The 26,213-nt window shown below is 54.6% G+C and carries 33 protein-coding genes; 27 read left to right on the top strand and 6 right to left on the bottom strand.

From position 1 onward, the window contains the following. Complete coding sequence (locus ACN9MQ_RS20815; RefSeq protein ID WP_003861664.1) at positions 1–219, bottom strand: YheU family protein; 219 nt, start codon at positions 217–219, stop codon at positions 1–3. Then, complete coding sequence (locus ACN9MQ_RS20810) at positions 216–1,238, bottom strand: hydrolase (protein WP_014171925.1); 1,023 nt, start codon at positions 1,236–1,238, stop codon at positions 216–218. The genes ACN9MQ_RS20815 and ACN9MQ_RS20810 overlap by 4 nt, the downstream gene beginning before the upstream one ends. Before the next feature lie 228 nt (positions 1,239–1,466). Here ACN9MQ_RS20810 and mdcA point away from each other — a divergent pair, with 228 nt between their 5' ends. From mdcA to mdcH, 8 genes are all read left to right on the top strand, one after another. Next, on the top strand, positions 1,467–3,122 hold the full coding sequence (gene mdcA / locus ACN9MQ_RS20805) for a malonate decarboxylase subunit alpha (RefSeq protein ID WP_014171924.1): 1,656 nt from the start codon (positions 1,467–1,469) through the stop codon (positions 3,120–3,122). Beyond that, positions 3,122–3,979: a triphosphoribosyl-dephospho-CoA synthase gene (locus ACN9MQ_RS20800; protein WP_041162887.1), complete on the top strand. Its 858-nt coding sequence runs from the start codon at positions 3,122–3,124 to the stop codon at positions 3,977–3,979. Before mdcA ends, ACN9MQ_RS20800 begins: the two co-directional genes overlap by 1 nt. 9 nt (positions 3,980–3,988) lie before the next feature. Beyond that, positions 3,989–4,288: a malonate decarboxylase acyl carrier protein gene (gene mdcC, locus ACN9MQ_RS20795; RefSeq protein ID WP_020884595.1), complete on the top strand. Its 300-nt coding sequence runs from the start codon at positions 3,989–3,991 to the stop codon at positions 4,286–4,288. Beyond that, complete coding sequence (locus ACN9MQ_RS20790; protein WP_014171921.1) at positions 4,281–5,114, top strand: biotin-independent malonate decarboxylase subunit beta; 834 nt, start codon at positions 4,281–4,283, stop codon at positions 5,112–5,114. Before mdcC ends, ACN9MQ_RS20790 begins: the two co-directional genes overlap by 8 nt. After that, positions 5,114–5,914, top strand: coding sequence for a biotin-independent malonate decarboxylase subunit gamma (gene mdcE / locus ACN9MQ_RS20785; protein WP_410377756.1), 801 nt, complete (start codon positions 5,114–5,116; stop codon positions 5,912–5,914). Before ACN9MQ_RS20790 ends, mdcE begins: the two co-directional genes overlap by 1 nt. A gap of 122 nt (positions 5,915–6,036) precedes the next feature. Beyond that, positions 6,037–6,996 (top strand): AEC family transporter, encoded by a 960-nt coding sequence (locus tag ACN9MQ_RS20780; protein WP_410377752.1) that lies wholly within the window; start codon positions 6,037–6,039, stop codon positions 6,994–6,996. A gap of 2 nt (positions 6,997–6,998) precedes the next feature. Further along, positions 6,999–7,616 (top strand): malonate decarboxylase holo-ACP synthase, encoded by a 618-nt coding sequence (locus ACN9MQ_RS20775; protein ID WP_059306250.1) that lies wholly within the window; start codon positions 6,999–7,001, stop codon positions 7,614–7,616. Further along, entirely contained in the window at positions 7,616–8,512 is an 897-nt protein-coding gene (mdcH, locus tag ACN9MQ_RS20770; RefSeq protein WP_410377753.1) for a malonate decarboxylase subunit epsilon, read from the top strand. The genes ACN9MQ_RS20775 and mdcH overlap by 1 nt, the downstream gene beginning before the upstream one ends. On the opposite strand, the gene ACN9MQ_RS20765 is transcribed toward mdcH, so the two are convergent. Beyond that, positions 8,501–9,451: a LysR family transcriptional regulator gene (locus ACN9MQ_RS20765; protein WP_047355660.1), complete on the bottom strand. Its 951-nt coding sequence runs from the start codon at positions 9,449–9,451 to the stop codon at positions 8,501–8,503. The genes mdcH and ACN9MQ_RS20765 overlap by 12 nt on opposite strands. Before the next feature lie 15 nt (positions 9,452–9,466). Beyond that, a complete protein-coding gene (locus ACN9MQ_RS20760; protein ID WP_410377754.1) occupies positions 9,467–11,371 on the bottom strand; it encodes an ABC transporter ATP-binding protein in 1,905 nt (634 codons plus the stop codon). A 138-nt stretch (positions 11,372–11,509) separates the two neighbouring features. Here ACN9MQ_RS20760 and kefG point away from each other — a divergent pair, with 138 nt between their 5' ends. From kefG to slyD, 4 genes are all read left to right on the top strand, one after another. Next, positions 11,510–12,061: a glutathione-regulated potassium-efflux system ancillary protein KefG gene (gene kefG, locus ACN9MQ_RS20755; RefSeq protein ID WP_020884601.1), complete on the top strand. Its 552-nt coding sequence runs from the start codon at positions 11,510–11,512 to the stop codon at positions 12,059–12,061. Then, positions 12,061–13,866 carry a glutathione-regulated potassium-efflux system protein KefB gene (gene kefB / locus ACN9MQ_RS20750; protein WP_020884602.1) on the top strand — a complete coding sequence of 602 codons (1,806 nt, stop codon included), beginning with the start codon at positions 12,061–12,063 and terminating at the stop codon, positions 13,864–13,866. Before kefG ends, kefB begins: the two co-directional genes overlap by 1 nt. A gap of 13 nt (positions 13,867–13,879) precedes the next feature. Further along, the gene (locus ACN9MQ_RS20745; protein ID WP_013099038.1) at positions 13,880–14,080 is read left to right on the top strand and encodes a YheV family putative zinc ribbon protein; all 201 of its coding nucleotides are present in this window, start codon (positions 13,880–13,882) and stop codon (positions 14,078–14,080) included. 94 nt (positions 14,081–14,174) lie between these two features. Continuing rightward, complete coding sequence (slyD, locus tag ACN9MQ_RS20740) at positions 14,175–14,765, top strand: peptidylprolyl isomerase (RefSeq protein WP_014171912.1); 591 nt, start codon at positions 14,175–14,177, stop codon at positions 14,763–14,765. A gap of 54 nt (positions 14,766–14,819) precedes the next feature. Here the strand turns inward: slyD and ACN9MQ_RS20735 are convergent, their stop codons facing one another. Then, positions 14,820–15,038 carry a protein SlyX gene (locus tag ACN9MQ_RS20735; protein WP_020884603.1) on the bottom strand — a complete coding sequence of 73 codons (219 nt, stop codon included), beginning with the start codon at positions 15,036–15,038 and terminating at the stop codon, positions 14,820–14,822. 237 nt (positions 15,039–15,275) lie between these two features. Here ACN9MQ_RS20735 and fkpA point away from each other — a divergent pair, with 237 nt between their 5' ends. The 11 genes from fkpA to bfr all read left to right on the top strand — a co-directional run bounded on the left by fkpA (position 15,276) and on the right by bfr (position 23,480). Continuing rightward, entirely contained in the window at positions 15,276–16,097 is an 822-nt protein-coding gene (fkpA, locus tag ACN9MQ_RS20730; RefSeq protein ID WP_014171910.1) for an FKBP-type peptidyl-prolyl cis-trans isomerase, read from the top strand. A 166-nt stretch (positions 16,098–16,263) separates the two neighbouring features. Next, on the top strand, positions 16,264–16,986 hold the full coding sequence (locus ACN9MQ_RS20725; protein ID WP_014171909.1) for a helix-turn-helix transcriptional regulator: 723 nt from the start codon (positions 16,264–16,266) through the stop codon (positions 16,984–16,986). Continuing rightward, complete coding sequence (gene tusD, locus ACN9MQ_RS20720) at positions 16,986–17,372, top strand: sulfurtransferase complex subunit TusD (protein ID WP_014171908.1); 387 nt, start codon at positions 16,986–16,988, stop codon at positions 17,370–17,372. Before ACN9MQ_RS20725 ends, tusD begins: the two co-directional genes overlap by 1 nt. Further along, the gene (gene tusC / locus ACN9MQ_RS20715; RefSeq protein WP_014171907.1) at positions 17,372–17,731 is read left to right on the top strand and encodes a sulfurtransferase complex subunit TusC; all 360 of its coding nucleotides are present in this window, start codon (positions 17,372–17,374) and stop codon (positions 17,729–17,731) included. Before tusD ends, tusC begins: the two co-directional genes overlap by 1 nt. A 7-nt stretch (positions 17,732–17,738) precedes the next feature. After that, entirely contained in the window at positions 17,739–18,026 is a 288-nt protein-coding gene (gene tusB, locus ACN9MQ_RS20710) for a sulfurtransferase complex subunit TusB (RefSeq protein WP_014171906.1), read from the top strand. Positions 18,027–18,150: 124 nt separating this feature from the next. Then, positions 18,151–18,525, top strand: coding sequence for a 30S ribosomal protein S12 (rpsL, locus tag ACN9MQ_RS20705; protein WP_000246815.1), 375 nt, complete (start codon positions 18,151–18,153; stop codon positions 18,523–18,525). Positions 18,526–18,621: 96 nt separating this feature from the next. After that, the gene (gene rpsG, locus ACN9MQ_RS20700; protein WP_003861706.1) at positions 18,622–19,092 is read left to right on the top strand and encodes a 30S ribosomal protein S7; all 471 of its coding nucleotides are present in this window, start codon (positions 18,622–18,624) and stop codon (positions 19,090–19,092) included. A 96-nt stretch (positions 19,093–19,188) separates the two neighbouring features. Then, positions 19,189–21,303 (top strand): elongation factor G, encoded by a 2,115-nt coding sequence (gene fusA, locus ACN9MQ_RS20695; RefSeq protein ID WP_014171904.1) that lies wholly within the window; start codon positions 19,189–19,191, stop codon positions 21,301–21,303. A 69-nt stretch (positions 21,304–21,372) separates the two neighbouring features. Next, positions 21,373–22,557 (top strand): elongation factor Tu, encoded by a 1,185-nt coding sequence (gene tuf / locus ACN9MQ_RS20690; protein WP_014171903.1) that lies wholly within the window; start codon positions 21,373–21,375, stop codon positions 22,555–22,557. Between the two features lie 179 nt (positions 22,558–22,736). Next, positions 22,737–22,931, top strand: coding sequence for a bacterioferritin-associated ferredoxin (gene bfd / locus ACN9MQ_RS20685; RefSeq protein ID WP_008503493.1), 195 nt, complete (start codon positions 22,737–22,739; stop codon positions 22,929–22,931). A gap of 72 nt (positions 22,932–23,003) precedes the next feature. Next, the gene (bfr, locus tag ACN9MQ_RS20680; RefSeq protein ID WP_014171902.1) at positions 23,004–23,480 is read left to right on the top strand and encodes a bacterioferritin; all 477 of its coding nucleotides are present in this window, start codon (positions 23,004–23,006) and stop codon (positions 23,478–23,480) included. On the opposite strand, the gene ACN9MQ_RS20675 is transcribed toward bfr, so the two are convergent. Further along, a complete protein-coding gene (locus ACN9MQ_RS20675) occupies positions 23,464–23,937 on the bottom strand; it encodes a prepilin peptidase (RefSeq protein ID WP_410377826.1) in 474 nt (157 codons plus the stop codon). The two genes, bfr and ACN9MQ_RS20675, sit on opposite strands and share 17 nt — an antisense overlap. 379 nt (positions 23,938–24,316) lie before the next feature. Between ACN9MQ_RS20675 and rpsJ the strand changes: the two genes are divergently transcribed. From rpsJ to rplW, 4 genes are read left to right on the top strand one after another with little or no spacing between them, the layout of a single operon-like run. Continuing rightward, complete coding sequence (gene rpsJ, locus ACN9MQ_RS20670) at positions 24,317–24,628, top strand: 30S ribosomal protein S10 (RefSeq protein ID WP_001181005.1); 312 nt, start codon at positions 24,317–24,319, stop codon at positions 24,626–24,628. Between the two features lie 32 nt (positions 24,629–24,660). Further along, complete coding sequence (gene rplC, locus ACN9MQ_RS20665) at positions 24,661–25,290, top strand: 50S ribosomal protein L3 (RefSeq protein ID WP_006178923.1); 630 nt, start codon at positions 24,661–24,663, stop codon at positions 25,288–25,290. 10 nt (positions 25,291–25,300) lie between these two features. After that, entirely contained in the window at positions 25,301–25,906 is a 606-nt protein-coding gene (gene rplD / locus ACN9MQ_RS20660) for a 50S ribosomal protein L4 (RefSeq protein ID WP_000424395.1), read from the top strand. Next, on the top strand, positions 25,903–26,205 hold the full coding sequence (rplW, locus tag ACN9MQ_RS20655) for a 50S ribosomal protein L23 (RefSeq protein ID WP_000617546.1): 303 nt from the start codon (positions 25,903–25,905) through the stop codon (positions 26,203–26,205). Before rplD ends, rplW begins: the two co-directional genes overlap by 4 nt. Positions 26,206–26,213: the final 8 nt, after the last annotated feature.

The raw sequence follows: 26,213 nt of genomic DNA, 5'->3' as shown, positions 1-26,213 counted from the left end.
TCAGCCATGAAACGCGTTGCGGGGCATGATATTGACCGTCTCATGCAGTTCAGACCATACCAGCACCACGTCGCCGCTTTTGAGCTGGCGCTTCACATCGTTGACCTTTTGCTCAAGCGAACGTTCATGTTCACCATAATCGGTACCTTCGCGCAAGACAAAGCTTTCAATCAGATTATCGAGCGTTTCGGGGGAGAGGTCCTGCCACGGAATAATCATTTTGCACCGTCCAGATAAGGGGTAAGCCAGTCAGGAATACGCGACTCCAGCCACATTTTCGGGCGGCGCAACGTTCCACCGATGAACCCCACGTGACCACCATGCTCTGTCAGCTGGTAGTGAACGTTGGCAGGCAAAAATTCCTGCGCGGGGATAGAGTGATGATCCATAAACGGGTCATCTTTGGCATGAATGATAAGCGTCGGTTGCGTGATCTTGCTGAGCAGCGGCATGGCGCTGCACTGACGATAGTAATCAATCGCATCGGCAAAGCCGTGAATTTTGGCGGTGATCAGATCGTCGAATTCACGGATGCGACGGACCTTTTTCAACTGACGCAGGCTCACCGGCAGCGTATCCGGATAGGCCTTCAGCTTGCGCGCCGCGTTGGCTTTCAACAGGTTGAGCAGGTAACGCTGATAGACCCGGGAAAAGCCTTTCTCCATATGGTAGCTGCACTGCTCCAGCATAAAGGGCGCGGAGACAATGACGGCCGCATCCAGCGGCACGGTGTCGCCCTCTTTTGCCAGCAGGCACGCCAGCATATTGCCGCCCAGCGAGTAGCCCACGGCCGCTGTCGGGACGGTACCAAAGTTTTCCCGTAACCAGTGTAAAAACCAGGTGCCGTCTTCGGTTTCACCCGAGTGATAGATGCGCTTCTGGCGATTCGGTTCGCCGCTACAGCCGCGAAAGTGCATCACCACGCCGAGCCATCCCCGCGCTTTGGCTGCCTGGATGAGCCCGTGTGCATAGGGGCTGTGCAGACTGCCTTCCAGACCGTGAAAGACCACCAGACGCGGCTTGTGGCGCGCCTGTTCTGGCTCTTCGCTCCATGCCAGGTCCAGAAAGTCACCGTCCGGTAAGTCCAGCCGTTGCCAGTGCGGCGTGAACTGAACCTTACGGCGGATGAGTCGCGGCAGCATGGTCTGCAGATGGCAATTGGCCACGCCGCGCATAGGCACGAACTCGGTGCTGTCTTCGGCGATGATGTCGAAGTCTGATGGAATGATTTGGCTCATAACGGCGATGCTAATTCTTGTCAGTTATTTTCTGTTCTTTCCGAATTGTACCCCGTTTAGCCTGGTTTTCCGAAACATGAACTGATCTCGATCACAAATATTTACCTTGATTATTACTCTCAGGCTAATGATTCCGCCCTGCGCTTAATTGATGACTTCCTCGCCACAGCGCACACTTTACTCAACGTTAAGCAAATCAGAATGATGTGCTGAATCAGGAGGTTAATAATGTTATCTGGGCAAACACCCACCCGGCAATGGAACACACGACGCACCGAGAAAGCGCGTCGTCTGGCATCCGTACCGGTGCAGGGCAAGGTACTGCCAACCGGCGATCTTGTCGCCATGCTGGAAAAACTGATCGCGCCTGGCGACAAAGTCGTTCTGGAAGGTAATAACCAGAAGCAGGCCGATTTCCTTTCACGCTCGCTGGCTGAAGTGAACCCGCAAATCGTGCATGACCTGCACATGATTATGCCAAGCGTGGGCCGTAGCGAGCATCTGGATATCTTTGAGAAAGGTATCGCCCGCAAGCTGGACTTCTCCTTCTCCGGTACCCAGAGCCTGCGCATCTCGCAGCTGCTGGAAGATGGTCAGCTCGAAATTGGTGCTATCCATACCTACATAGAGCTCTATTCACGTCTGTACGTGGACCTCTCGCCAAACGTGGCGCTGATTGCCGGCTTTAAAGCAGACCGAAAAGGTAATCTTTATACCGGCGCAAGCACCGAAGATACCCCCGCGCTGGTGGAAGCGGCCGCGTTCCATGACGGCATTGTCATCGCACAGGTGAATGAGCTGGTGGACGACGAATGCGACCTTCCGCGCGTTGATATTCCCGGCTCCTGGATTGACTTCGTGGTGGTGGCCGACAAACCGTTCTTTATCGAACCGCTGTTTACCCGCGACCCGCGTCTCATCAAACAGGAACATATCCTGATGGCGATGATGGCCATTAAAGGCATTTATGCGGAACATCAGGTGCAATCCCTGAACCACGGGATTGGTTTTAATACCGCGGCGATTGAACTGCTGCTGCCGACCTACGGTGAACAGCTCGGCCTGAAAGGCAAAATCTGTAAACACTGGACCCTTAACCCGCACCCAACCCTGATCCCGGCGATTGAAAGCGGCTGGGTGGAAAGCGTGCACTGCTTCGGCGGCGAACTGGGGATGGAAGAGTACATTCGTGCACGTCCGGATATCTTCTTTACCGGTGCCGACGGCTCTATGCGTTCCAACCGCGCCTTCTGTCAGCTGGCAGGCCAGTACGCCGTTGATATGTTCATCGGGTCAACCCTGCAGGTCGACGGGTATGCCAACTCCTCAACCGTGACCCGTGGTCGTCTCTCTGGTTTCGGCGGTGCGCCAAACATGGGCCATGACCCGCATGGTCGTCGTCATGCCACCCCGGCCTGGCTGAACATGATCACCGAACCTGATCCGATGCAGCGCGGTAAAAAACTCGTCGTCCAGATGGTGGAAACCTTCCAGGCAGGCGTGAAACCGACCTTTGTGGAAAAACTCGATGCTGTTGACGTTGCGAAAGCGTCCGGGATGCCTCTGGCTCCGGTCATGATCTACGGCGACGACGTGACACATGTGCTGACGGAAGAGGGGATTGCTTACCTCTATCGCGCAGAAAGTCTGGAAGAGCGCCGGGCGATGGTTGCGGCCGTCGCGGGGATCACCGATATCGGTCTGGGCGTTGATGCCAAACGTGTGGCGCAGTTGCGCCAGAGCGGCAAAGTAGTTTACCCGGAAGATATGGGGATTCGCCGCACCGATGCCACCCGTTCTCTGCTGGCAGCAGGCAGCGTGTCAGACCTGGTTGAATGGTCTGGCGGTCTTTACAACCCACCTGCGAAATTCCGGAGCTGGTAATGAAACTTCTGCCCCAGATTCAGGTTGAAGGCGGTGCCGAATGGCTGGCGCGAACCGCCACGCAGTGTCTGATTGACGAAGCACAGTTAAGCCCGAAACCCGGTCTGGTGGACAGTCGGGGGAACGGCGCGCACCACGATCTGTCGCTCGCGTTGATGGAGCGTTCCGCGCGCAGCCTGACCCCCACGTTTCAGGCGCTGGCGCAACACAGCTGGCAGCGTCCGGCGGATATTGCGCTCAGGCAAACCATAGGGCGGCTCGGCCGTGAAGGTGAGCAGCAGATGATGGCGGCTACCGACGGTGTAAATACCCACCGCGGCGCGATTTGGGCGCTGGGGCTGCTGGTCAGTGCCGTGGCGATGCTCGGTGGCGATGCCAGCGCGCAGGCGGTAGCGAATACCGCGGCACAGCTGGCGAAACTGCCCGATGACGCGGCGCCGAAAGTGTTCAGCAAAGGGCTACGCGCCACGCGCCGCTACCGGGTTCCGGGCGCACGTGAAGAGGCTCAGCAGGCATTTCCACACGTGATGCAGCGTGCTCTGCCGCGGCTTCGTCTGAGCCGTCTTAACGGCAGCAGCGAAACGTACGCAAGGCTCGATGCGCTGATGGCCATCATGACGTCGCTTACCGATACCTGCGTGCTGTCGCGCGCCGGGATGGCGGGGCTGGAGGCCATGCAGAACGGTGCGCGTGCGGTGCTGAGCGCCGGAGGATGCGCGACATCCGCTGGCCAGATGGCGCTGGCGAGATTAGACCGCCACATGCTGGCACTCAATGCCTCACCGGGCGGAGCAGCCGACCTGCTTGCCGCCACGCTGTTTCTCGATCGCATCGAAACGCCTTATTCAAAGCATTAAGAGGATGTTATGGAAAAAATCACATTAACCATGCCAGCGAGCCGCGCGTTAAGCGGCAAAGCGCTCGCAGGGGTTGTTGGTTCCGGGGATATGGAGGTGCTGTTTGCCGCCGAACCGGGCCAGACGTTAACCATTGATATCACCACGTCCGTCGACAACAGCCGCGGTCGCTGGGAGGCGTTGTTCAACCGCCTGCACACCGTCAGCAGCCTGCCTGCAGGAAAACTGACGATCCACGACTTTGGCGCGACGCCGGGGGTGGCACGCATTCGTATCGAACAGGTTTTTGAAGGGGTGAGCCATGCGTGATGATCGGAGTTTTATTGAATTAAAAGCTCGCCAGCGTGCGCAGGCATTGCTGGACGACGGGAGCTATCGCGAACTGCTGGATCCTTTTGAAGGCATTATCTCCCCGTGGCTGGGGCCGCAGGGCATCGTTCCTCAGGCCGATGACGGCATGGTGGTCGCCAAAGGCACCCTCAACGGCCAGCCTGCGGTAGTGGTGGCGATCGAAGGTGCGTTCCAGGGCGGCAGCATGGGCGAAGTGTCCGGCGCCAAAATGGCGGCCGCGCTGGAGCTGGCGGCAGAAGATAACCGCAACGGGATCCCGACGCAGGCGGTACTGTGTCTCGAAACCGGCGGCGTGCGTCTGCAGGAAGCCAACCTTGGCCTGGCGGCCATTGCCGATATTCATGCAGCAATTGTTGACCTGCGGCGTTACACCCCGGTGGTCGGGATTGTGGCCGGGACCGTGGGCTGCTTCGGTGGGATGTCTATCGCTGCTGCACTGTGCAGCTACCTGATTGTCACCCGCGAAGCGCGTCTCGGTCTGAATGGTCCTCAGGTTATCGAGCAGGAAGCGGGAATTGAAGAGTATGACTCCCGCGACCGTCCGTTTATCTGGAGCATGACCGGTGGCGAAGTCCGCTATGAAAGCGGCCTGGTGGATGCGCTGGTTGGCGATGGCGTGAACGCGGTGAAAGCGGCGATGAACGACGCGATTGCCAAAGGCGTGCCTGCGAAACATCGCACCGATAACTATGACGATTACCTGAACCGTCTGACGAATTTCGACACCCGCAAACAGGCCGATGCCGAACAGATTAAAGCGCTCTTTGCCCGGGAGGTGAAATGATGACTAACTCAGTAAGCCGTGGCGAACTCTGGCTGCAAACGCTCGCGCCGAACGCCAGACGCCTGGATGGGTTATGCCCGTCCGTACAGGCGGCCGATGGTGAACTTAACGGTGAAACGGTACGTTTTGTTGCCGTGGTACCGGATGCCAACAACCACTTCCCGCGCGCGGCGAAAGGGGAAGTCGGTCTGCTGGAAGGCTGGACGCTGGCGAAAGTGGTGAGCGAAACCGTTGCCGCCGATGCCAACAGCGCCGTGAAGCGCCCGATCGTGGCGGTGATTGATGTGCCAAGCCAGGCCTATGGCCGTCGTGAAGAGGCATTTGGTATTCACCAGGCGTTGGCCGGCGCGGCGGCGGCCTATGCTAACGCGCGTCTGGCCGGCCATCCGGTGATTGGACTTATCGTTGGTAAAGCGATGTCCGGCGCGTTTCTGGCGCACGGGTACCAGGCAAACCGCCTGATTGCCTTTAACGATAAAGGCGTGCTGATCCATGCCATGGGTAAAGAGTCTGCGGCGCGTATTACGCTACGTACCGTGGATGCGCTGGAAAAACTGGCGGCAACGATCCCGCCAATGGCCTATGACATCAGCAACTACGCCACTCTGGGGCTGCTTTCCAACCTGCTGGACATCAGCAACCCGGATGCCCCTTCTGAAAACGATCTGACGCAGGTGAAAACCACGCTGCAACAGGCCATCCATGACGCTCGTCAGGACAACACCCTGAAAAACCGTCTCGGTGCTGACAATCGCCGCAGCTCTGCCCTCGTACGCGAACGCATGCGGGCAAGCTGGTAAGTAAAAAGAGACCTGCCAGATGCACTCCCCGCGGACGTAACCGTTACGTCCGCGCGGGAACCTGCATCCTGAAAATAATAATCATCGCGCCAGTGCTTAAACTTTTTTACTACAGGTGAATTATGACTTACGTAATTGTTCATGCTCTTGCACCGATTTTCGTCATCATGCTGCTGGGATTCTGGGCCGGTAAGGCAAAGATGGTCGATAACAAAAATGTCTCCCTGCTCAATATCTTCGTCATGGATTTTGCTTTGCCTGCCGCGCTGTTCAGCGCCACGGTGCAAACCCCGTGGACCGGCATCGTAGCCCAGTCATCGCTGATTCTGGTGCTGACCCTGGCGATGTGGATAACCTACGCGGCCATTTACTTCCTCGCGACCAGCGTCTTTAAAAAATCCCCACAGGATGCCGCCGTGCTTACGCTGACGGTTGCGCTGCCAAACTATGCCGCGCTTGGCTTGCCGATTCTGGGCAGCGTGCTGGGGGAAAGCTCTTCAACCTCACTGTCCGTGGCGGTCTCTATTGCCTGTGGTTCGGTACTGATGACGCCGTTCTGCCTGCTGATTCTGGAACGTGAAAAAGCGCGTGCCGAAGGCAATAACTCCGGTTCAACGCTCTCGATGCTGCCGGTGCTGATGTGGCGCTCGATTAAAAAACCGATTGTGATGGGACCCCTGCTGGGTGTGATTTTGTCTGCTATCGGCATCAAAATGCCTGAACTTGTTCTGGCCGCCATTAAGCCACTGGGGCTTTCTGCAACGGCTGCCGCGCTGTTCCTGACTGGGGTGATCCTCTCTGCGCGTAAGCTGCAGATCAACACCATGGTGATTACCTCAACCGTTGCCAAGCTGCTTATCCAGCCTGCGATTGCCTGGGGGATCGTTCTGATCTTCGGTCTGCACGGCTCCGTGGCGATCACCGCTATCCTGATGATTGCGCTCTCAGCCGGTTTCTTCGGCGTGGTGTTCGGTAACCGCTTTGGCGTGCAGTCTCCGGATGCGGAAGCGGTGCTGCTGTTAAGCTCGGTACTGTGTATCCTGTCGCTGCCGCTGTTTATCTCGCTGACTTCAGGAATGTAATCATGACCACAACATTACGCCCTCACGACCTCATCTGGCTTAACGCGCGTGACGCGCTGGAAGGCATCACTGACGACTGGGTGGATGCGGTATGGCATACCGGTTTGCCGGTGGTCGTGCGGCGTGATGTTGATAACGCTGGCCGTATTCCCGTTGGCGTACGCGGTTTACGCCGCGACCAGCGGGCGGCCGGTTGGGTGAAGCCAGAAAAAGTCGTGCGGGTGGTCTCACCCGAGGCGTTGAGCGTGACCGCCGATCTTCTGCGTTCACCGTTTGTGACTCAGCCACCGGTGCAGGTGGCGTTGCAACTTTCTCAGCAGGCATGGCCGTGGACGTGGGGAATTACGGGCAGCACGGGCTACGCCCTGGCGACCGGTATTCCGGTCATTCATGCCGACAGCGATCTCGATTTGCTGGTGCGAGCCCCTCAGCCTCTGTCGGCTGACGCTTTTCGTGTCTGGGCGTCACAGCTCAGCCGCGCGTTATGTCGGGCAGACACCCAGGTCGACACCCCTGAAGGCGGCTTTGCGCTGACGGAGTGGCTGCGCGACGGCAAAACGTTGCTGAAGACCCGCCGTGGGCCACGTCTGGTGGCGGACCCGTGGCACAGGGAGGAGTGATGAAAATACTGTTTACCTTTCCAGGGCAGGGCACCCAGCATGTCGGTATGCTGCAAAACCTGCCTGGCACGACGCTGGAGCAGGCCCGCGAGGTATTGGGTGGCGAAGTCGATACGCTGGATACCGCGGCAGCGTTAACCCACACGCGAGCCGTTCAGCTTTCGTTGTTAATTGCCGGTGTTGCCTGGGCGCGTGAGCTTGAACAACGCGGCGTGGCACCGGATATCGTCAGCGGTCTGTCTATTGGCGCGTATCCGGCCGCGGTCATTGCCGGTGCGCTGGAATTTGCCGACGCGCTGAAGCTGGTCGCGCTGCGTGGCGATCTCATGGAGCAAGCCTATCCGCACGGTTATGGCCTGACCGCGATAATGGGGCTGACCCTGCCTCAGGTTGAAGCGTTGCTGGAAGGCACCGGAACGTATATCGCCAATCTGAACGCGGAAACGCAGATTGTGATCGCCGGCACCGATGAGGGGATGGCGCAGGTGGCGAAACGCGCGCTGGCAAAAGGGGCTAATAAGGCGCATCGGCTGACCGTCAGCGTGCCTTCCCATTGCGAACTGCTGGCGGAGCCGGCGCACAAGCTGGTGGAGGCGTTCACATCCGTCACGCTCACACGCCCGCGCTGTGTTTACCTGAGCGGCAGCACAGGACGCGTGCTCTGGACGCCTGAGAAAATCGCGGACGATCTGGCGATGAATATGGCGCGCACGGTGCGCTGGCAGGAAGCGGTGATTTCTGCCAACGAGCGTGAAGCTCGGCTGGCGATTGAAATGCCACCTGGCGGTGTACTGACCTGCCTGACGCGTCAGGCGGCCTGGGAAGGGGAGTCGGTTTCACTGGAGCGCAGTGGTGTAGACGTGGCGGTACACCTGGCTAAGCGGCTACAGCGGTAGGGTCTGCGCAGGGTCGGGGGCGATACTGCGGGCATACATTCGCCCTTCGGCTGCCAGTGCCCGCAGGCTGGGGTCTTGCTCGCGGTTGCGGGCAAACACAATGGCAATCAACTGCTGCATTTGATACGGCTGGGCCAGCTTCAGTAGCTGTACTGAGTTCTCATACACTTTCTTCATTCTGCCTGGCATGAGCGTAAAGCCCACGCCCGCCTGCACCAGACTCAGCATCGAGAAAATGTCATTTACGCGGGTGACGATTTCCGGTTCGAAACCGGCAATATGAAACGCCTCCTGAAACCCGGCGTAGGTGGCAAACCCTTCCGACAGCGCGACAAACTTCTGGTCTTTGTAATCACGTAAGTCGGCAGGCCCGCTGGTGTTCAGCGTGGCAGAGGCAGGCGCGGCAAGAAAAATGTCGTCATGGAACAGGGGGAGCACTTCCAGACTGTTGCGGTCGATATCGCTTTCGGAAATAGAGATGAGGATGGCGTCGAGCAAACCGTCGTCCAGCATACGCAACAGAGTCTCGTTAGAGCCCATCGTCAGGTCCATCTCCAGGTCCGGACGGCGCAGTTTCATCCCCATAATCAGGCGTGGCACGGTTTCCAGCGTCAGCGAGTAGAGCGTGCCGACGCGCAGTCGTCCCTGGCCAACGCCGGCCGTTTTGCGCGCTTCTTCCAGCCCGCGCGCCATTACCTGCATCACTTCCTGACAATATTCCAGCAGCGTCCAGGCCGAAGGCAGCGCAATGAGATTGCGACCTTTGTGCGTAAAGAGCGGGCAACGCACATTTTCTTCGAGAGTATGCAGCGCGCGGTGCACGCTAACGCCGCTCAGGCCAAGCGCTTCGGCGGTACGGGCGATATTGCCCTTCTCCATAAAGGTCATGAAGATGCTGAGTTTACGAAATGTAATGTCGCTCGTGATATCGAAACTCATAACCCTCCCGGGGATTTAGTCGGCCTGCAGCATGGATTCCAGCTGTTCCTGGGCGTCCAGCCACGCCATCTCGCACGCTTCGAGGCTGGATTTCGTCTTCGCCTGTGTCTGCAGGCAGTCGGTCAGTTCCGCCTTACGGCTCTGGTCATACAGACCGCTGTCGCCCAGCTTCTCTTCAACGGTAGCCAGCAGAGCGTTAAGTTTCTCCATCTCCTTTTCGAGACGGGCAATCTCTTTACGCAGCGGCTGGGTCTGAGTACGCAGTTCCGCTTCACGGCGCTTCTGGTCTTTACGCGCCTGGGCGCTGTTGGCGTTATCTTTCGACGAGTCGTCCGGCTGGTTTTCCTGCTTCTGCACGTCCGTTAGCCACTGCTGATAGTCTTCCAGATCGCCATCGAACGGCTCGACTTTGCCATCGTGCACTAAATAGAGATCGTCCGTTGTGGAGCGGATCAGGTGACGATCGTGCGAGACGACAACCAGCGCGCCTTCAAACTCAATTAACGCTTCGGTCAGCGCCTGACGCATGTCGAGATCGAGGTGGTTTGTAGGTTCATCGAGCAGCAACAGGTTCGGACGCTGCCAGACGATAAGCGCCAGCACCAGACGCGCTTTCTCGCCGCCGGAGAAACGTTCGGTGTTTTCGGTGACTTTATCGCCCTGGAAGCCAAAGCCGCCAAGGTAATCGCGCAGCTTCTGCTCCATCTCCTGCGGCGCCAGTCGCGCGAGGTGCTGGATGGGCGATTCATCTGCGCGTAAGAATTCCAGCTGATGCTGGGCGAAGTAGCCAAGCTTAATGCCTTTTGCCAGGCCGATCTCGCCGCTGACCGGGTTAAGCTCGCCCGCGAGTAGTTTAATCAGCGTCGATTTACCGGCGCCGTTACGCCCCAGCAGACCAATACGTGAACCCGGCACCAGGTTGAGCTTGATGGAGTCGAGAATAATGCGATCGCCGTAGCCAGCGCTCACCTTTTCCATCTTCAGCAGTGGGTTCGGCAGGCTCTCGGGCTCGCGAAAACTGAAGTGGAACGGGTTATCGACGTGCGCCGGGGCGATCATCTCCATGCGTTCCAGCATCTTGATGCGGCTCTGGGCCTGCTTGGCTTTAGACGCTTTTGCCTTGAAGCGGTCAACAAAGCTTTGCAGATGCGCCACGCGCTGCTGCTGGCTTTCGTACATCGCCTGCTGTTGAGCAAGGCGCGTCGCGCGCTGGCGCTCGAATGAGCTGTAGTTGCCGGTGTATTCAAACAGGCTTTGCTGTTCGATATGAATGATTTTATCCACCACCGGGTCGAGGAAGTCGCGGTCGTGGGAGATCAGAATCAGAGTGCCCTGATAGCTCTTGAGCCACTTCTCCAGCCAAATAACCGCATCGAGATCGAGGTGGTTAGTGGGTTCATCAAGCAGCAGCAGGTCGGAACGGCAAATCAATGCCTGCGCCAGGTTAAGGCGCATACGCCAGCCGCCGGAGAAGTCGCTAACGGGGCGTTCAAGCTGTTCGTTGCTGAAACCCAGACCGTGCAGCAGGCTGGAGGCGCGGGAGCGAATGGTCCATGCGTCGATGGCGTCCAGCTTACCGTGGACGGTGGCGATAGCATGACCGTCATTACGCTCGTTGGCGGCGTTCAGTTCAGCTTCCAGCTTACGGTATTCACGATCGCCGTCGATAACATAGTCGAGAGCGGGTTCGCTCAGGGCAGGCGTCTCCTGATTTACCCAGGCAAGCTGCCAGTTGCCCGGATAGGTAAAGTTACCGCCGTCAGCGCTAATCTCGTTTTTCAGCAGCGCAAGCAGGGTCGATTTTCCGCAGCCGTTTTTGCCGACCAGACCCACTTTTTGACCGGGATTGATGGTGGCGGAGGCGTTATCCAGCAGGACGCGCACGCCGCGGCGAATTTGTAACGAGGAGAAAACAATCATAGAAGCGCCGTATGTTCCGACTATGTTAATTTGTCATTATGATAATGTAAGGTGTGGGCCATTTTCCGCACCGGGCCGCCATGGTAGCCCAAAACAACGACGATACACAAAAACAGAAACAGAACCGGGAGGGGAGTGATGTCTCAGACAGCGAAAGTGCTGCTGCTGTATGCCCATCCGGAATCTCAGGACTCGGTGGCAAACCGGGTTCTGCTTAAGCCGGCTACTCAGCTCAGCAATGTGACGGTGCACGATCTCTACGCGCACTATCCTGATTTCTTTATTGATATTCCTTACGAGCAGGAACTGCTGCGTCAGCATGACGTGATTGTGTTCCAGCATCCGCTTTATACCTATAGCTGTCCGGCACTGCTGAAAGAGTGGCTGGACCGTGTGCTGAGCCGGGGGTTCTCCAGCGGGGTGGGGGGCAACCAGCTGGCGGGAAAGTACTGGCGCAGTGTCATTACGACCGGTGAGCCAGAGAGCGCTTACCGCCATGACGGTCTTAACCGTTATCCCATGAGCGATATCCTGCGACCGTTTGAGCTGACGGCCGCGATGTGCCGCATGCACTGGATGAGCCCGATTATTGTCTACTGGGCGCGTCGCCAGAAGCCTGAAGCGCTGGCGAGCCACGCCAGAGCGTATGGCGATTGGCTGGCATCACCGATTTCGGCGGGAGGTCGCTAATGGAAGGATCGAATTTACTCCTGGCCGGCGTGCTGTTTTTATTTGCCGCAGTGGTGGCGGTTCCGCTGGCCGCCCGGCTGGGCATTGGCGCGGTGCTGGGCTACCTGCTGGCCGGGATCGCCATTGGCCCCTGGGGGCTGGGGTTCATCAGCGATGTGGATGAAATTCTCCACTTCTCTGAACTGGGCGTGGTGTTCCTGATGTTCATCATTGGCCTCGAACTGAACCCGTCAAAACTGTGGCAGCTCCGGCGATCGATATTTGGCGTGGGGGCGGCGCAGGTCTTGTTCAGTGCCGCGATCCTGGCCGGGCTGTTAATGCTGACCAACTTCTCGTGGCAGGCGGCAGTGATCGGCGGAATAGGTCTTGCGATGTCGTCGACAGCGATGGCGCTGCAGCTAATGCGTGACAAAGGGATGAACCGCAACGAGGCAGGACAGCTGGGCTTTTCGGTACTGCTGTTTCAGGACCTGGCCGTGATCCCGGCGCTGGCACTGGTGCCGTTACTGGCAGGCTCTGGTGACGATCATTTTGACTGGGTCAAAATCTCCATGAAGGTGCTGGCCTTCGCCGGCATGCTGATTGGCGGACGTTTCCTGCTGCGGCCGGTGTTTCGTTTTATTGCCGCCTCTGGCGTGCGCGAGGTGTTTACTGCCGCGACGCTGCTGCTGGTGCTGGGCTCGGCATTGTTTATGGACGCGCTGGGGCTGTCGATGGCGCTCGGTACGTTTATCGCCGGGGTGCTCCTTGCCGAAAGCGAATATCGTCACGAACTGGAAACGGCTATCGATCCGTTTAAAGGGCTGCTGTTAGGGTTGTTCTTTATTTCGGTGGGAATGGCGCTCAACCTGGGCGTGCTCTATACCCATTTGCTGTGGGTGGTGATGAGCGTTGTTGTGCTGGTGGCGGTAAAAACGCTGGTGCTGTACGTCATGGCACGGATATACGGGCTGCGCAGTTCTGAGCGCATGCAGTTTGCCAGCGTCTTAAGTCAGGGCGGAGAGTTCGCGTTCGTGCTGTTCTCCACCGCCTCCTCCCAGAAGCTGTTTAAAGACGATCAGATGGCGCTGCTGCTGGTGACGGTCACGCTGTCGATGATGACCACCCCGCTGCTCATCAGGCTGGTGGATAAGCTGCTCTCGCGGCGCTTAAATCCGACAGAGGATGAAGATGAGATGCCGTGGGTGGAGGATGATAAGCCGCAGGTGATTGTGGTGGGCTTTGGCCGCTTTGGGCAGGTGATTGGACGTCTGCTGATGGCGAACAAAATGCGCATCACGGTGCTGGAGCGCGATATCAGCGCGGTGAACCTGATGCGTAAATACGGCTACAAGGTTTACTACGGCGACGCGACCCAGCTCGAACTGTTGCGTTCAGCGGGGGCAGAAGCAGCAGAATCCATCGTGATTACCTGCAACGATCCGGAAGATACGATGAAGCTGGTGGAACTGTGTCAGCAGCATTTCCCGCATCTGCATATTCTGGCGCGTGCGCGTGGACGTGTTGAAGCGCACGAACTGCTGCAGGCAGGTGTGAAACACTTCTCCCGTGAGACATTTTCCAGTGCGCTGGAGTTGGGGCGTAAAGCGCTGATTTCGCTGGGCATGCATCCCCATCAGGCTCAGCGGGCCCAGATGCATTTTCGCCGGCTGGACATGCGAATGCTGCGCGAATTAATGCCGGTACACTCTGATACGGCGCAGATCTCCCGCGTGCGGGAAGCGCGTCGCGAGCTGGAAGAGATTTTCCAGCGAGAGATGCAACAGGAACGACGCCAGCTCGATGGCTGGGATGAATTTGAATAAAGGGTAACGAAAGATGGCTGTACGTAAACGCTTTATTGCGGGCGCAAAATGCCCGAGCTGCCAGGCGCAAGATACGCTGGCGATGTGGCGGGAAAATAATATTGATGTCGTAGAGTGTGTTAAGTGCGGCCATCAGATGCGCGAGGCGGATAAAGAAGCCCGCGATCATGTTCGCAAAGAAGAGCAAGTTATCGGGATTTTTCATCCGGACTAGCGATATGCCCTGAGTTTTTTTAAGCTAAAGGGTACACGGGTGCAGATTTCCGCTACAATCTGCGCCAGCAATTTTCCCTTGCTCAGGAGATATCATGAAAGTAGCAAAAGACCTGGTGGTCAGCCTGGCCTATCAGGTACGTACAGAAGACGGTGTGTTGGTTGATGAGTCTCCGGTGAGTGCGCCGCTTGACTACCTGCATGGTCACGGTTCCCTGATTTCCGGCCTGGAAAACGCGCTGGAAGGTCACGACGTTGGCGACAAATTCGACGTTGCTGTTGGCGCGAACGACGCTTACGGTCAGTACGACGACAACCTGGTGCAGCGCGTTCCTAAAGACGTGTTCATGGGCGTTGACGAACTGCAGGTTGGCATGCGCTTCCTGGCGGAAACTGACCAGGGTCCGGTTCCTGTTGAAATCACTGAAGTGGAAGACGACCACGTTGTGGTTGACGGCAACCACATGCTGGCTGGCCAGAACCTGAAATTCAACGTAGAAGTTGTTGCGATCCGTGAAGCGACCGAAGAAGAGCTGGCTCATGGCCACGTTCACGGTGCGCACGGTCACGACCATGACCACGATCACGGCCACGACGGCTGCTGTGGTGGTCACGGCCACGATCACGACCATGGTCACGACCACGGTAAAGGTGGTTGCGGTAACGGCGGCTGCGGTTGCCACTAATTCCGTTATGCGGAAAATAAAAAAGCGGGATAATAATCCCGCTTTTTTTACGCCTCAATAATGAGGTGGTGGCGTCTCTTCTGACTGAGAGGCAATATGTGACGGCTGTGTGGCCTTCAGTTTGTCCGTCAGCAGGCGCATGAGATCCCGCAGTTTCGCCATTTCCAGTTCATGTGCGGTCACGGTCTGGTTTAGCTCTTCGATGGTGATGTCCTGAAAAGCCAGGCGGCTTTCCAGCTCAGCCATTCTCGCTTCTAACATTGTGTCCTTCATCATTCACCTCGTTGTATCTCATTAACCACAATCGGCCAGCGGCGGCGAAGTTTAACTGAGTTTATCCTTAAGTTCAGTATCTATCCCCTTGGCAAGAAACTTATTTAAACAAAAATAGTCTGAAAAGTGGCGAGAATCGGGAGAGTCTGTCTGTAGATTTCTTCCGCAACGTTTTATAGTACGTAACTCATTTACGTTTAACGCTGGGGTGAGAGTCCCCAGGCCCTGGAGATATGGATGAAATCACTGTTTAAAGTAACGCTGCTGGCGACGACGATGGCTGTTGCGCTGAACGCGCCGCTGTCCTTCGCTGCTGATACTGCTGCGAAGCCTGCTGCAACTGCAGACAGCAAAGCGGCGTTCAAAAATGACGACCAGAAATCCGCCTACGCACTTGGCGCATCTCTGGGTCGTTACATGGAAAACTCTCTGAAAGAACAAGAGAAACTGGGCATTAAACTGGACAAAGCTCAGCTGATCGCGGGCGTTCAGGACGCATTTGCAGATAAGAGCAAACTGTCTGACCAGGAAATTGAACAGACTCTGCAGGCGTTCGAAGCACGTGTGAAAGGTGCCGCTCAGACTAAGATGGAAGCGGATGCAAAAGACAACGAAGCGAAAGGCAAAGCCTACCGCGATACCTTTGCTAAAGAGAAGGGCGTGAAAACCTCCTCTACGGGTCTGGTGTACAAAGTTGAGAAAGAAGGTACCGGTGATGCGCCTAAAGACAGCGATACTGTCGTGGTTAACTACAAAGGTACGCTGATCGACGGTAAAGAGTTCGATAACTCTTACACCCGTGGTGAGCCTCTCTCCTTCCGTCTGGATGGTGTGATCCCAGGCTGGACTGAAGGTCTGAAAAACATCAAGAAAGGTGGCAAGATCAAACTGGTTATTCCACCGGATCTGGCATATGGCAAAACCGGCGTTCCAGGTATCCCTGCTAACTCTACCCTGGTCTTTGACGTAGAGCTGCTGGATATCAAGCCAGCGCCGAAAGCTGATGCGAAACCAGAAGCGCAGGCAGAACAGAAAGCTGCGACAGACGCGAAGAAGTAATGGAATGAAAACCGCCGCCTTTAAGGCGGCGGTTTTTTTTATTGTGGGGCAGATATAATTAACACTGGAAAGCGTTATGCACGCTGTATTAATTTAGTTGTCCGTGTAGATAATGAGCCTGCCCTGAAAACCTAACGACAGGCTCCTGAAAAGGAGTGTTTTTTTCATGTCCAGGTCGCTTTTAACCAACGAAACCAGTGAACTTGATTTACTGGATCAACGTCCTTTCGACCAGACCGACTTCGATATTCTGAAATCCTACGAGGCGGTAGTGGACGGGTTAGCGATGCTCATTGGGTCCCACTGCGAAATCGTATTGCACTCCCTGCAAGATCTTAAGTGTTCCGCCATCCGCATTGCTAATGGTGAGCATACTGGCCGTAAAATTGGTTCGCCAATCACCGACCTTGCATTGCGTATGCTGCATGACATGACCGGCGCGGACAGCAGCGTCTCCAAATGTTATTTCACCCGCGCCAAAAGCGGCGTACTGATGAAATCAGAAACCATCGCGATTCGAAATCGCGAGCATCGCGTGATCGGTCTGTTGTGCATCAACATGAACCTTGATGTGCCGTTCTCGCAAATCATGAGCACTTTCATACCGCCTGAAACGCCGGACGTTGGCTCCTCAGTTAACTTTGCCTCCTCGGTTGAAGATCTGGTGACGCAGACGCTTGAGTTCACTATCGAAGAGGTGAATGCCGATCGCAACGTATCGAACAACGCCAAGAATCGTCAGATCGTGCTGAATCTCTATGAGAAAGGGATTTTTGACATCAAAGACGCCATTAACCAGGTGGCCGATCGCCTGAACATTTCCAAGCATACGGTCTACCTCTACATCCGCCAGTTCAAAAGCGGTGATTTCCAGGGGCAAGACAAGTAATGCGTTTTTCGCTGATGGTGACAGGCCCGGCGTATGGTACTCAGCAGGCCAGCAGCGCGCTGCAGTTTGCGCATGCGTTACTGGCTGCCGGACATGAGCTGGTGAGCGTCTTCTTTTATCGGGAAGGGGTGTATAACGCCAACCAGTTTACCTCACCGGCCAGCGATGAATTTGATCTGGTGCGCGCCTGGCAGACGTTGAACGAGACAAGGGGGGTTGCCCTGCATATCTGCGTGGCGGCAGCCCTGCGTCGCGGCGTGACCGATGCCACCGAAGCTGAACGTCTTGGCTTGCCAGGGGCCAACCTGCAGCCGGGGTTTTCGTTGAGCGGTCTGGGCGCACTGGCACAGGCTGCGTTAACCTGCGACAGAGTGGTGCAATTCTGATGAAACGCGTGGCGTTTGTTTTTTCATCTGCTCCGCACGGTAGTGCGTCCGGCAGAGAAGGGCTGGATGCGTTGCTCGCAACATCAGCGCTGACCGAAGACATCGGTGTCTTCTTTTTAGGGGATGGCGTGTTTCAGCTTCTGGCGGGCCAGCAGCCGCAGGCTATTCTGGCGCGGGATTACATCGCGACCTTTAAAGTGCTGCCGCTTTACGACATTGAAACCTTTTTTGTCTGCGCTGATTCTCTTGCTGCGCGCGGTCTGAGCGATAAGACGTCTTTCGTGCTGGATGTAACACTCCTCCCGGCCGACGCGCTGCGCGACCAACTTTCCCATTACGACACTGTTCTGAATTTCTGAGGCTGACATGCTCCATACCCTGAGCCGTTCACCGTGGCATTGTGATATCGACGCATTACTGAGTATGCTGCGCGAAGGTGATGACCTGCTGCTGATTCAGGATGGCGTACTGGCTGCGCTTGAAGGGAGTCGTTTCGTTGAAATTCTCAGCAATGCCCCCATATCCGTCTCTGCGCTGAAAGACGATCTTGAGGCGCGAGGTCTTTCTGGTCAAATTTCAGCCAAAATTGACGTGGTTGGCTATACTGATTTCGTCAATCTTACTGTGACGCACGCCAGTCAAATGAACTGGTGATCCGAGATCGCTGTATATTTCTTGACACCTTTTCGACGTAGCCCTAAAATTTCGCGTCCTCATATTGTATGAGGTCGTTTTATTACGTGTTTACGAAGCAAAAGCTAAAACCAGGAGCTATTTAATGGCAACAGTTAACCAGCTGGTACGCAAACCACGTGCGCGCAAAGTTGCAAAAAGCAACGTGCCTGCACTGGAAGCCTGCCCGCAGAAACGTGGCGTATGTACTCGTGTATATACCACCACTCCTAAAAAACCAAACTCCGCACTGCGTAAAGTATGCCGTGTGCGTTTGACTAACGGTTTCGAAGTGACTTCCTACATCGGTGGTGAAGGTCACAACCTGCAGGAGCACTCCGTGATCCTGATCCGTGGCGGTCGTGTTAAAGACCTTCCGGGTGTTCGTTACCACACCGTTCGTGGTGCGCTGGACTGCTCAGGTGTTAAAGACCGTAAGCAGGCTCGCTCCAAGTACGGCGTGAAGCGTCCTAAGGCTTAATGGTTCTCCGTTAAGTAAGGCCAAACTGATTTATCTTAATGTCAAACTAAACTCGTAGAGTTTTGGACAATCCTGAATTAACAACGGAGTATTCCCATGCCACGTCGTCGCGTCATTGGTCAGCGTAAAATTCTTCCAGATCCGAAATTCGGATCAGAACTGCTGGCAAAATTTGTAAATATCCTGATGGTAGATGGTAAAAAATCTACTGCAGAAGCAATCGTATACAGCGCGCTGGAGACCCTGGCTCAGCGCTCTGGTAAAAATGAACTGGAAGCTTTCGAAGTCGCTCTCGACAACGTGCGCCCGACTGTAGAAGTTAAGTCTCGCCGCGTTGGTGGTTCTACTTATCAGGTTCCAGTTGAAGTTCGTCCGGTTCGTCGTAATGCTCTGGCAATGCGTTGGATCGTTGAAGCTGCTCGTAAACGCGGTGATAAATCCATGGCTCTGCGTCTGGCGAACGAACTTTCTGATGCTGCAGAAAACAAAGGTACTGCAGTTAAGAAACGTGAAGACGTTCACCGTATGGCAGAAGCCAACAAGGCGTTCGCACACTACCGTTGGTAATCCCTCCGGAGTATTAGTCACCAGGCGGGCGCTTCAGCGAAGCTGCCCGTCCTGGGTTACTTAACTGAACGCCTAAAGAAACAAACGAGGAATCAAATGGCTCGTACAACACCCATCGCACGTTACCGTAACATTGGTATCAGTGCGCACATCGACGCCGGTAAGACCACTACTACCGAACGTATTCTGTTCTACACCGGTGTAAACCATAAAATCGGTGAAGTTCATGACGGCGCAGCCACCATGGACTGGATGGAACAGGAGCAGGAGCGTGGTATTACTATCACCTCCGCAGCGACTACTGCATTCTGGTCAGGTATGGCTAAGCAGTACGAACCGCATCGCGTTAACATCATCGACACCCCAGGGCACGTTGACTTCACCATCGAAGTAGAACGTTCCATGCGTGTTCTTGACGGCGCGGTAATGGTTTATTGCGCAGTTGGTGGTGTTCAGCCACAGTCTGAGACCGTATGGCGTCAGGCGAACAAATATAAAGTTCCACGCATCGCGTTCGTTAACAAAATGGACCGTATGGGTGCTAACTTCCTGAAAGTTGTTGGTCAGATCAAATCCCGTCTTGGCGCGAACCCTGTTCCGCTGCAGCTGGCAATTGGTGCTGAAGAAGGCTTCACCGGCGTTATCGACCTGGTGAAAATGAAAGCCATCAACTGGAACGATGCAGACCAGGGCGTTACCTTCGAATACGAAGATATCCCAGCTGAGATGCAGGACCTGGCTGACGAATGGCACCAGAACCTGATCGAATCCGCTGCTGAAGCTTCTGAAGAGCTGATGGAGAAATACCTGGGTGGTGAAGAACTGACTGAAGAAGAGATCAAAAAAGCTCTGCGTCAGCGTGTTCTGAACAACGAAATCATCCTGGTAACCTGTGGTTCTGCATTCAAGAACAAAGGTGTTCAGGCGATGCTGGATGCGGTAATTGATTACCTGCCATCCCCGGTTGACGTTCCTGCGATCAACGGCATCCTGGACGACGGTAAAGATACTCCGGCTGAACGTCACGCAAGCGACGAAGAGCCGTTCTCTGCACTGGCGTTCAAAATTGCTACCGACCCATTCGTGGGTAACCTGACCTTCTTCCGCGTTTACTCTGGTGTGGTTAACTCCGGTGACACCATCCTGAACTCCGTGAAAACGGCGCGTGAACGTTTTGGCCGTATCGTACAGATGCACGCTAACAAACGTGAAGAGATCAAAGAAGTTCGTGCGGGCGACATCGCTGCAGCAATCGGTCTGAAAGACGTGACTACTGGTGACACCCTGTGTGACCCGGATCACCCGATCATTCTGGAGCGTATGGAATTCCCTGAGCCGGTAATCTCCATCGCGGTTGAACCAAAAACCAAAGCTGACCAGGAAAAAATGGGTCTGGCTCTGGGCCGTCTGGCGAAAGAAGACCCATCATTCCGCGTATGGACTGATGAAGAATCTAACCAGACCATCATCGCTGGTATGGGTGAACTGCACCTGGACATCATCGTTGACCGTATGAAGCGTGAATTCAACGTTGAAGCGAACGTGGGTAAACCTCAGGTTGCTTACCGCGAAGCGATTCGTGCGAAAGTTACCGATGTTGAAGGTAAACACGCTAAGCAGTCTGGTGGTCGCGGTCAGTACGGTCACGTTGTGATCGACATGTACCCACTGGAGCCGGGCTCTAACCCTAAAGGTTACGAGTTCATCAACGACATCAAAGGTGGTGTAATTCCTGGCGAATACATCCCAGCCGTTGATAAAGGTATCCAGGAACAGCTGAAAGCGGGCCCTCTGGCTGGCTATCCGGTTGTTGACATGGGTGTCCGTCTGCACTTCGGTTCTTACCACGACGTTGACTCCTCTGAACTGGCGTTTAAACTGGCTGCGTCTATTGCCTTTAAAGAAGGCTTTAAGAAAGCAAAACCAGTTCTGCTTGAGCCAATCATGAAGGTTGAAGTAGAGACTCCTGAAGAGAACACCGGTGACGTTATCGGTGACTTGAGCCGTCGTCGCGGTATGCTGCGCGGTCAGGAATCCGAAGTAACTGGCGTTAAGATCCATGCTGAAGTTCCGCTGTCTGAAATGTTCGGATATGCAACTCAGCTGCGTTCTCTGACCAAAGGTCGTGCATCATACACCATGGAATTCCTGAAGTATGATGATGCGCCTAACAACGTTGCTCAGGCCGTTATCGAAGCCCGTGGTAAGTAATCCACAGGATTAAAACCTAAGTCCCGTGCTCTCTCCGAAGGGGAGAGCACTATAGTAAGGAATATAGCCGTGTCTAAAGAAAAATTTGAACGTACAAAACCGCACGTCAACGTTGGTACTATCGGCCACGTTGACCATGGTAAAACTACCCTGACCGCTGCAATCACTACCGTACTGGCTAAAACCTACGGCGGTGCTGCTCGTGCATTCGACCAGATCGATAACGCACCAGAAGAAAAAGCGCGTGGTATCACCATCAACACTTCTCACGTTGAATATGACACCCCGACTCGCCACTACGCACACGTAGACTGCCCAGGCCACGCCGACTATGTTAAAAACATGATCACCGGTGCTGCGCAGATGGACGGCGCGATCCTGGTTGTTGCTGCGACTGACGGCCCAATGCCTCAGACCCGTGAGCACATCCTGCTGGGTCGTCAGGTAGGCGTTCCTTACATCATCGTGTTCCTGAACAAATGTGACATGGTTGATGACGAAGAGCTGCTGGAACTGGTAGAGATGGAAGTTCGTGAACTGCTGTCTCAGTACGATTTCCCAGGCGACGACACCCCAATCGTTCGTGGTTCCGCGCTGAAAGCGCTGGAAGGCGAAGCAGAGTGGGAAGAGAAAATCATCGAACTGGCTGGCTTCCTGGATTCTTACATCCCAGAACCAGAGCGTGCGATTGATAAGCCGTTCCTGCTGCCAATCGAAGACGTATTCTCCATCTCCGGTCGTGGTACCGTTGTTACCGGTCGTGTTGAGCGCGGTATCATCAAAGTTGGCGAAGAAGTTGAAATCGTTGGTATCAAAGAGACTGCTAAGTCTACCTGTACTGGCGTTGAAATGTTCCGCAAACTGCTGGACGAAGGCCGTGCTGGTGAGAACGTAGGTGTTCTGCTGCGTGGTATCAAACGTGAAGAAATCGAACGTGGTCAGGTACTGGCTAAGCCAGGCTCAATCAAGCCACACACCAAGTTCGAATCTGAAGTGTACATCCTGTCCAAAGACGAAGGCGGCCGTCATACTCCGTTCTTCAAAGGCTACCGTCCACAGTTCTACTTCCGTACAACTGACGTGACCGGTACCATCGAACTGCCAGAAGGCGTTGAGATGGTAATGCCAGGCGACAACATCAAGATGGTTGTGACGCTGATCCACCCAATCGCGATGGACGACGGTCTGCGTTTCGCAATCCGTGAAGGCGGCCGTACCGTTGGCGCGGGCGTTGTTGCTAAAGTTCTGGGCTAATTACTTATCCCTGAATTAAAAAAGGACGCTTCGGCGTCCTTTTTTGTTTTCTGCCGTTATGTGTCTGTCACAAATTTTCGCATTTTTCGTCCTCTCCCGCCCCGTATACGGGTGTTTGTGCTATTGTAATCATAACCATTCTCACTTACACTTTGCGCATATTTTGAACGGGAGTCTTTATGTACGTTTGTTTATGTAATGGTGTAAGTGACAAAAAAATACGTCAGGCCGTTCGCCAGTTTCAGCCACAGTCCTTCCAGCAGCTTCGCAAATTTGTTCCAGTGGGAAATCAATGCGGTAAATGTGTACGTGCTGCACGTGAGATCATGCAGGACGAATTGATGCAGATCCCGGAATACAAAGAGATTGCGTAAGCGCCCATCTTTTTTTTGACATCCCTGTAGCCCGATCTACGCTTCAATGAGTGGAAGCGGAGGGACTATATAATGAAAGGTGATGTTAAAATCATAAGTTATCTCAATAAATTATTGGGAAATGAGCTTGTCGCGATCAATCAGTATTTTCTCCATGCGAGAATGTTCAAAAACTGGGGCCTGATGCGCCTCAACGATGTTGAATACCACGAATCCATCGATGAGATGAAACATGCCGATAAATACATCGAGCGTATTTTATTCCTTGAAGGCATTCCTAACCTGCAGGATCTCGGCAAACTCGGCATCGGTGAAGATGTTGAAGAGATGCTACGATCCGACCTCAGGCTCGAGCTTGAAGGCGCAAAAGATCTCCGCGAAGCCATTGCCTATGCGGACAGTGTTCATGACTACGTCAGCCGCGATATGATGATCCAGATTCTGGCCGATGAAGAAGGGCACATTGACTGGCTTGAAACTGAGCTGGATCTCATCAGTAAAATTGGTCTGCAGAATTATCTTCAATCCCAGATTAAAGTGGCTGACTAAACAGTGTCTGCCAGCCAACGCTTAAACCCGCTGCCGCCAGAAATGGCCCAAAAGGCAGTGGGTTTTTTAATGCCTGTTTATCAGGAGCCGGTAAAGAGAGAATGAGCTGGTAAAGAAGCGCCACCAATGCGGCGGTTAACACCAGTGCGGGCAATATGTGCCAACCGTGCCACGCCCCCAGTGCCGAAAGATATTTCACGTCGCCATAGCCCATCCCTTCACGTCCAGTCAGAAGCCGGTAGCCCCAGTAGATAATCGCAAAGCTCACATACCCTGCCATCGCGCCAGTCACTGCGTTCGAAAGAAAGTCAGGATGAAGGCAACGCTGGAAGAGCAGGCCGGTCCATAAGAGGGGACAGAGGTATTTATCCGGGAGAAGGCCTGCACGAATATCTTCACGTACCAGTAAACCGGAGAGTGCGAAGTAAACGAGCAGAAAGGGGAGGGGAATCAGCATACGCAAAGCCTCAAAGATGTTTGGTGCATACTCTTCTCATGATGCAAGGCCAGCAATGTCCGTACACAGGAATTGCGTGAGGGGTTCATAAGAAGAGATGAAAGCAGACAGGTTGCTGCAAATAATGGAATGCCCTACGCATCGCATGTCTTTGGCGCTTAATTTCTAAACGGCACTTGCGTCTTGCTCAGATTTACGTATAATGCGCGGGCTTGTCGTAGTTGACGGCGGGTTCAATCTGAACCGGAGTAGCTAATTTTGTTACTCAACAATGCTCCCAATCGGGGAGCTACGTAAGAACGGTTACACTCTCCCATCAATCGTAATGGGTTTGAGGAGTAATCATTTTCGTTTATAAAATAATTGGAGCTCTGGTCTCATGCAGAACCAAAGAATCCGTATCCGCCTTAAAGCGTTTGATCATCGTCTGATCGATCAATCAACCGCGGAAATCGTCGAGACTGCTAAGCGCACTGGTGCGCAAGTCCGTGGTCCGATCCCGCTGCCGACCCGCAAAGAGCGCTTTACCGTTCTGATCTCTCCGCACGTTAACAAAGATGCGCGTGATCAGTACGAAATCCGCACTCACAAGCGTCTGGTTGACATCGTTGAGCCAACTGAGAAAACCGTTGATGCTCTGATGCGTCTGGATCTGGCTGCCGGTGTAGACGTGCAGATCAGCCTGGGTTAATCAGGTCATCGAGCGATTGAGAGGTTGAAACAATGATTGGTTTAGTCGGTAAAAAAGTGGGAATGACCCGCATCTTCACTGAAGATGGCGTTTCTATCCCAGTAACCGTAATCGAAGTTGAAGCAAACCGCGTTACTCAGGTTAAAGATCTGGCTAACGATGGCTACCGCGCTGTTCAGGTTACCACCGGTGCTAAAAAAGCTAACCGTGTAACCAAACCAGAAGCGGGTCACTTCGCTAAAGCTGGCGTTGAAGCTGGCCGTGGTCTGTGGGAATTCCGTCTTGCTGAAGGCGAAGAGTTCACCGTAGGTCAAGACATTAGCGTTGAGCTGTTTGCTGACGTTAAAAAAGTTGACGTAACCGGTACCTCTAAAGGTAAAGGTTTTGCTGGTACCGTTAAGCGCTGGAACTTCCGTACCCAGGACGCTACTCACGGTAACTCCTTGTCTCACCGCGTTCCGGGTTCTATCGGTCAGAACCAGACTCCGGGCAAAGTGTTCAAAGGCAAGAAAATGGCAGGTCAGCTGGGTAACGAACGTGTAACCGTTCAGAGCCTGGACGTAGTACGTGTTGACGCTGAGCGCAACCTGCTGCTGGTTAAGGGTGCTGTTCCGGGTGCTACCGGTAGCGACCTGATCGTTAAACCAGCTGTGAAGGCGTAAGGGGATAGCAATGGAATTAGTATTGAAAGACGCGCAGAGCGCGCTGACTGTTTCCGAAACTACCTTCGGTCGTGATTTCAACGAAGCGCTGGTTCACCAGGTTGTTGTTGCTTATGCAGCTGGTGCTCGTCAGGGTACTCGTGCTCAGAAGACTCGTGCTGAAGTAACTGGTTCTGGCAAAAAGCCATGGCGCCAGAAAGGTACCGGCCGTGCGCGTTCAGGTTCTATCAAGAGCCCGATCTGGCGTTCAGGTGGCGTGACCTTCGCTGCGCGTCCACAGGACCACAGTCAAAAAGTTAACAAAAAGATGTACCGCGGCGCGCTGAAAAGCATTCTGTCCGAACTGGTACGTCAGGATCGTCTGATCGTTGTCGAGAAGTTCTCTGTAGAAGCGCCTAAAACTAAGCTGCTGGCACAGAAACTGAAAGACATGGCTCTGGAAGATGTGCTGATCATCACCGGTGAGCTGGACGAGAACCTGTTCCTGGCCGCACGTAACCTGCACAAGGTTGACGTACGCGATGCGACTGGTATCGACCCGGTTAGCCTGATCGCCTTCGACAAAGTCGTAATGACTGCTGATGCTGTTAAGCAAGTTGAGGAGATGCTGGCATGATTCGTGAAGAACGTCTGCTGAAGGTGCTTCGCGCACCGCACGTTTCTGAAAAAGCGTCTACTGCGATGGAAAAAACAAACACCATCGTTCTCAAAGTTGCTAAAGACGCGACCAAAGCAGAGATCAAAGCTGCTGTGCAGAAACTGTTTGAAGTCGAAGTCGAAGTCGTTAACACCCTGGTTGTTAAAGGGAAAGTTAAACGTCACGGACAGCGTATCGGTCGTCGTAGCGACTGGAAAAAAGCTTACGTCACCCTTAAAGAAGGCCAGAACCTGGACTTCGTTGGCGGCGCTGAGTAAGTCGGAGG

The organism is Enterobacter sp. R-25, from assembly GCF_049913205.1.
Lineage (GTDB): Bacteria > Pseudomonadota > Gammaproteobacteria > Enterobacterales > Enterobacteriaceae > Enterobacter > Enterobacter ludwigii.
Note: the sequence above shows the minus strand (reverse complement) of the source record. Positions and strands in the feature narration are given on the sequence as shown.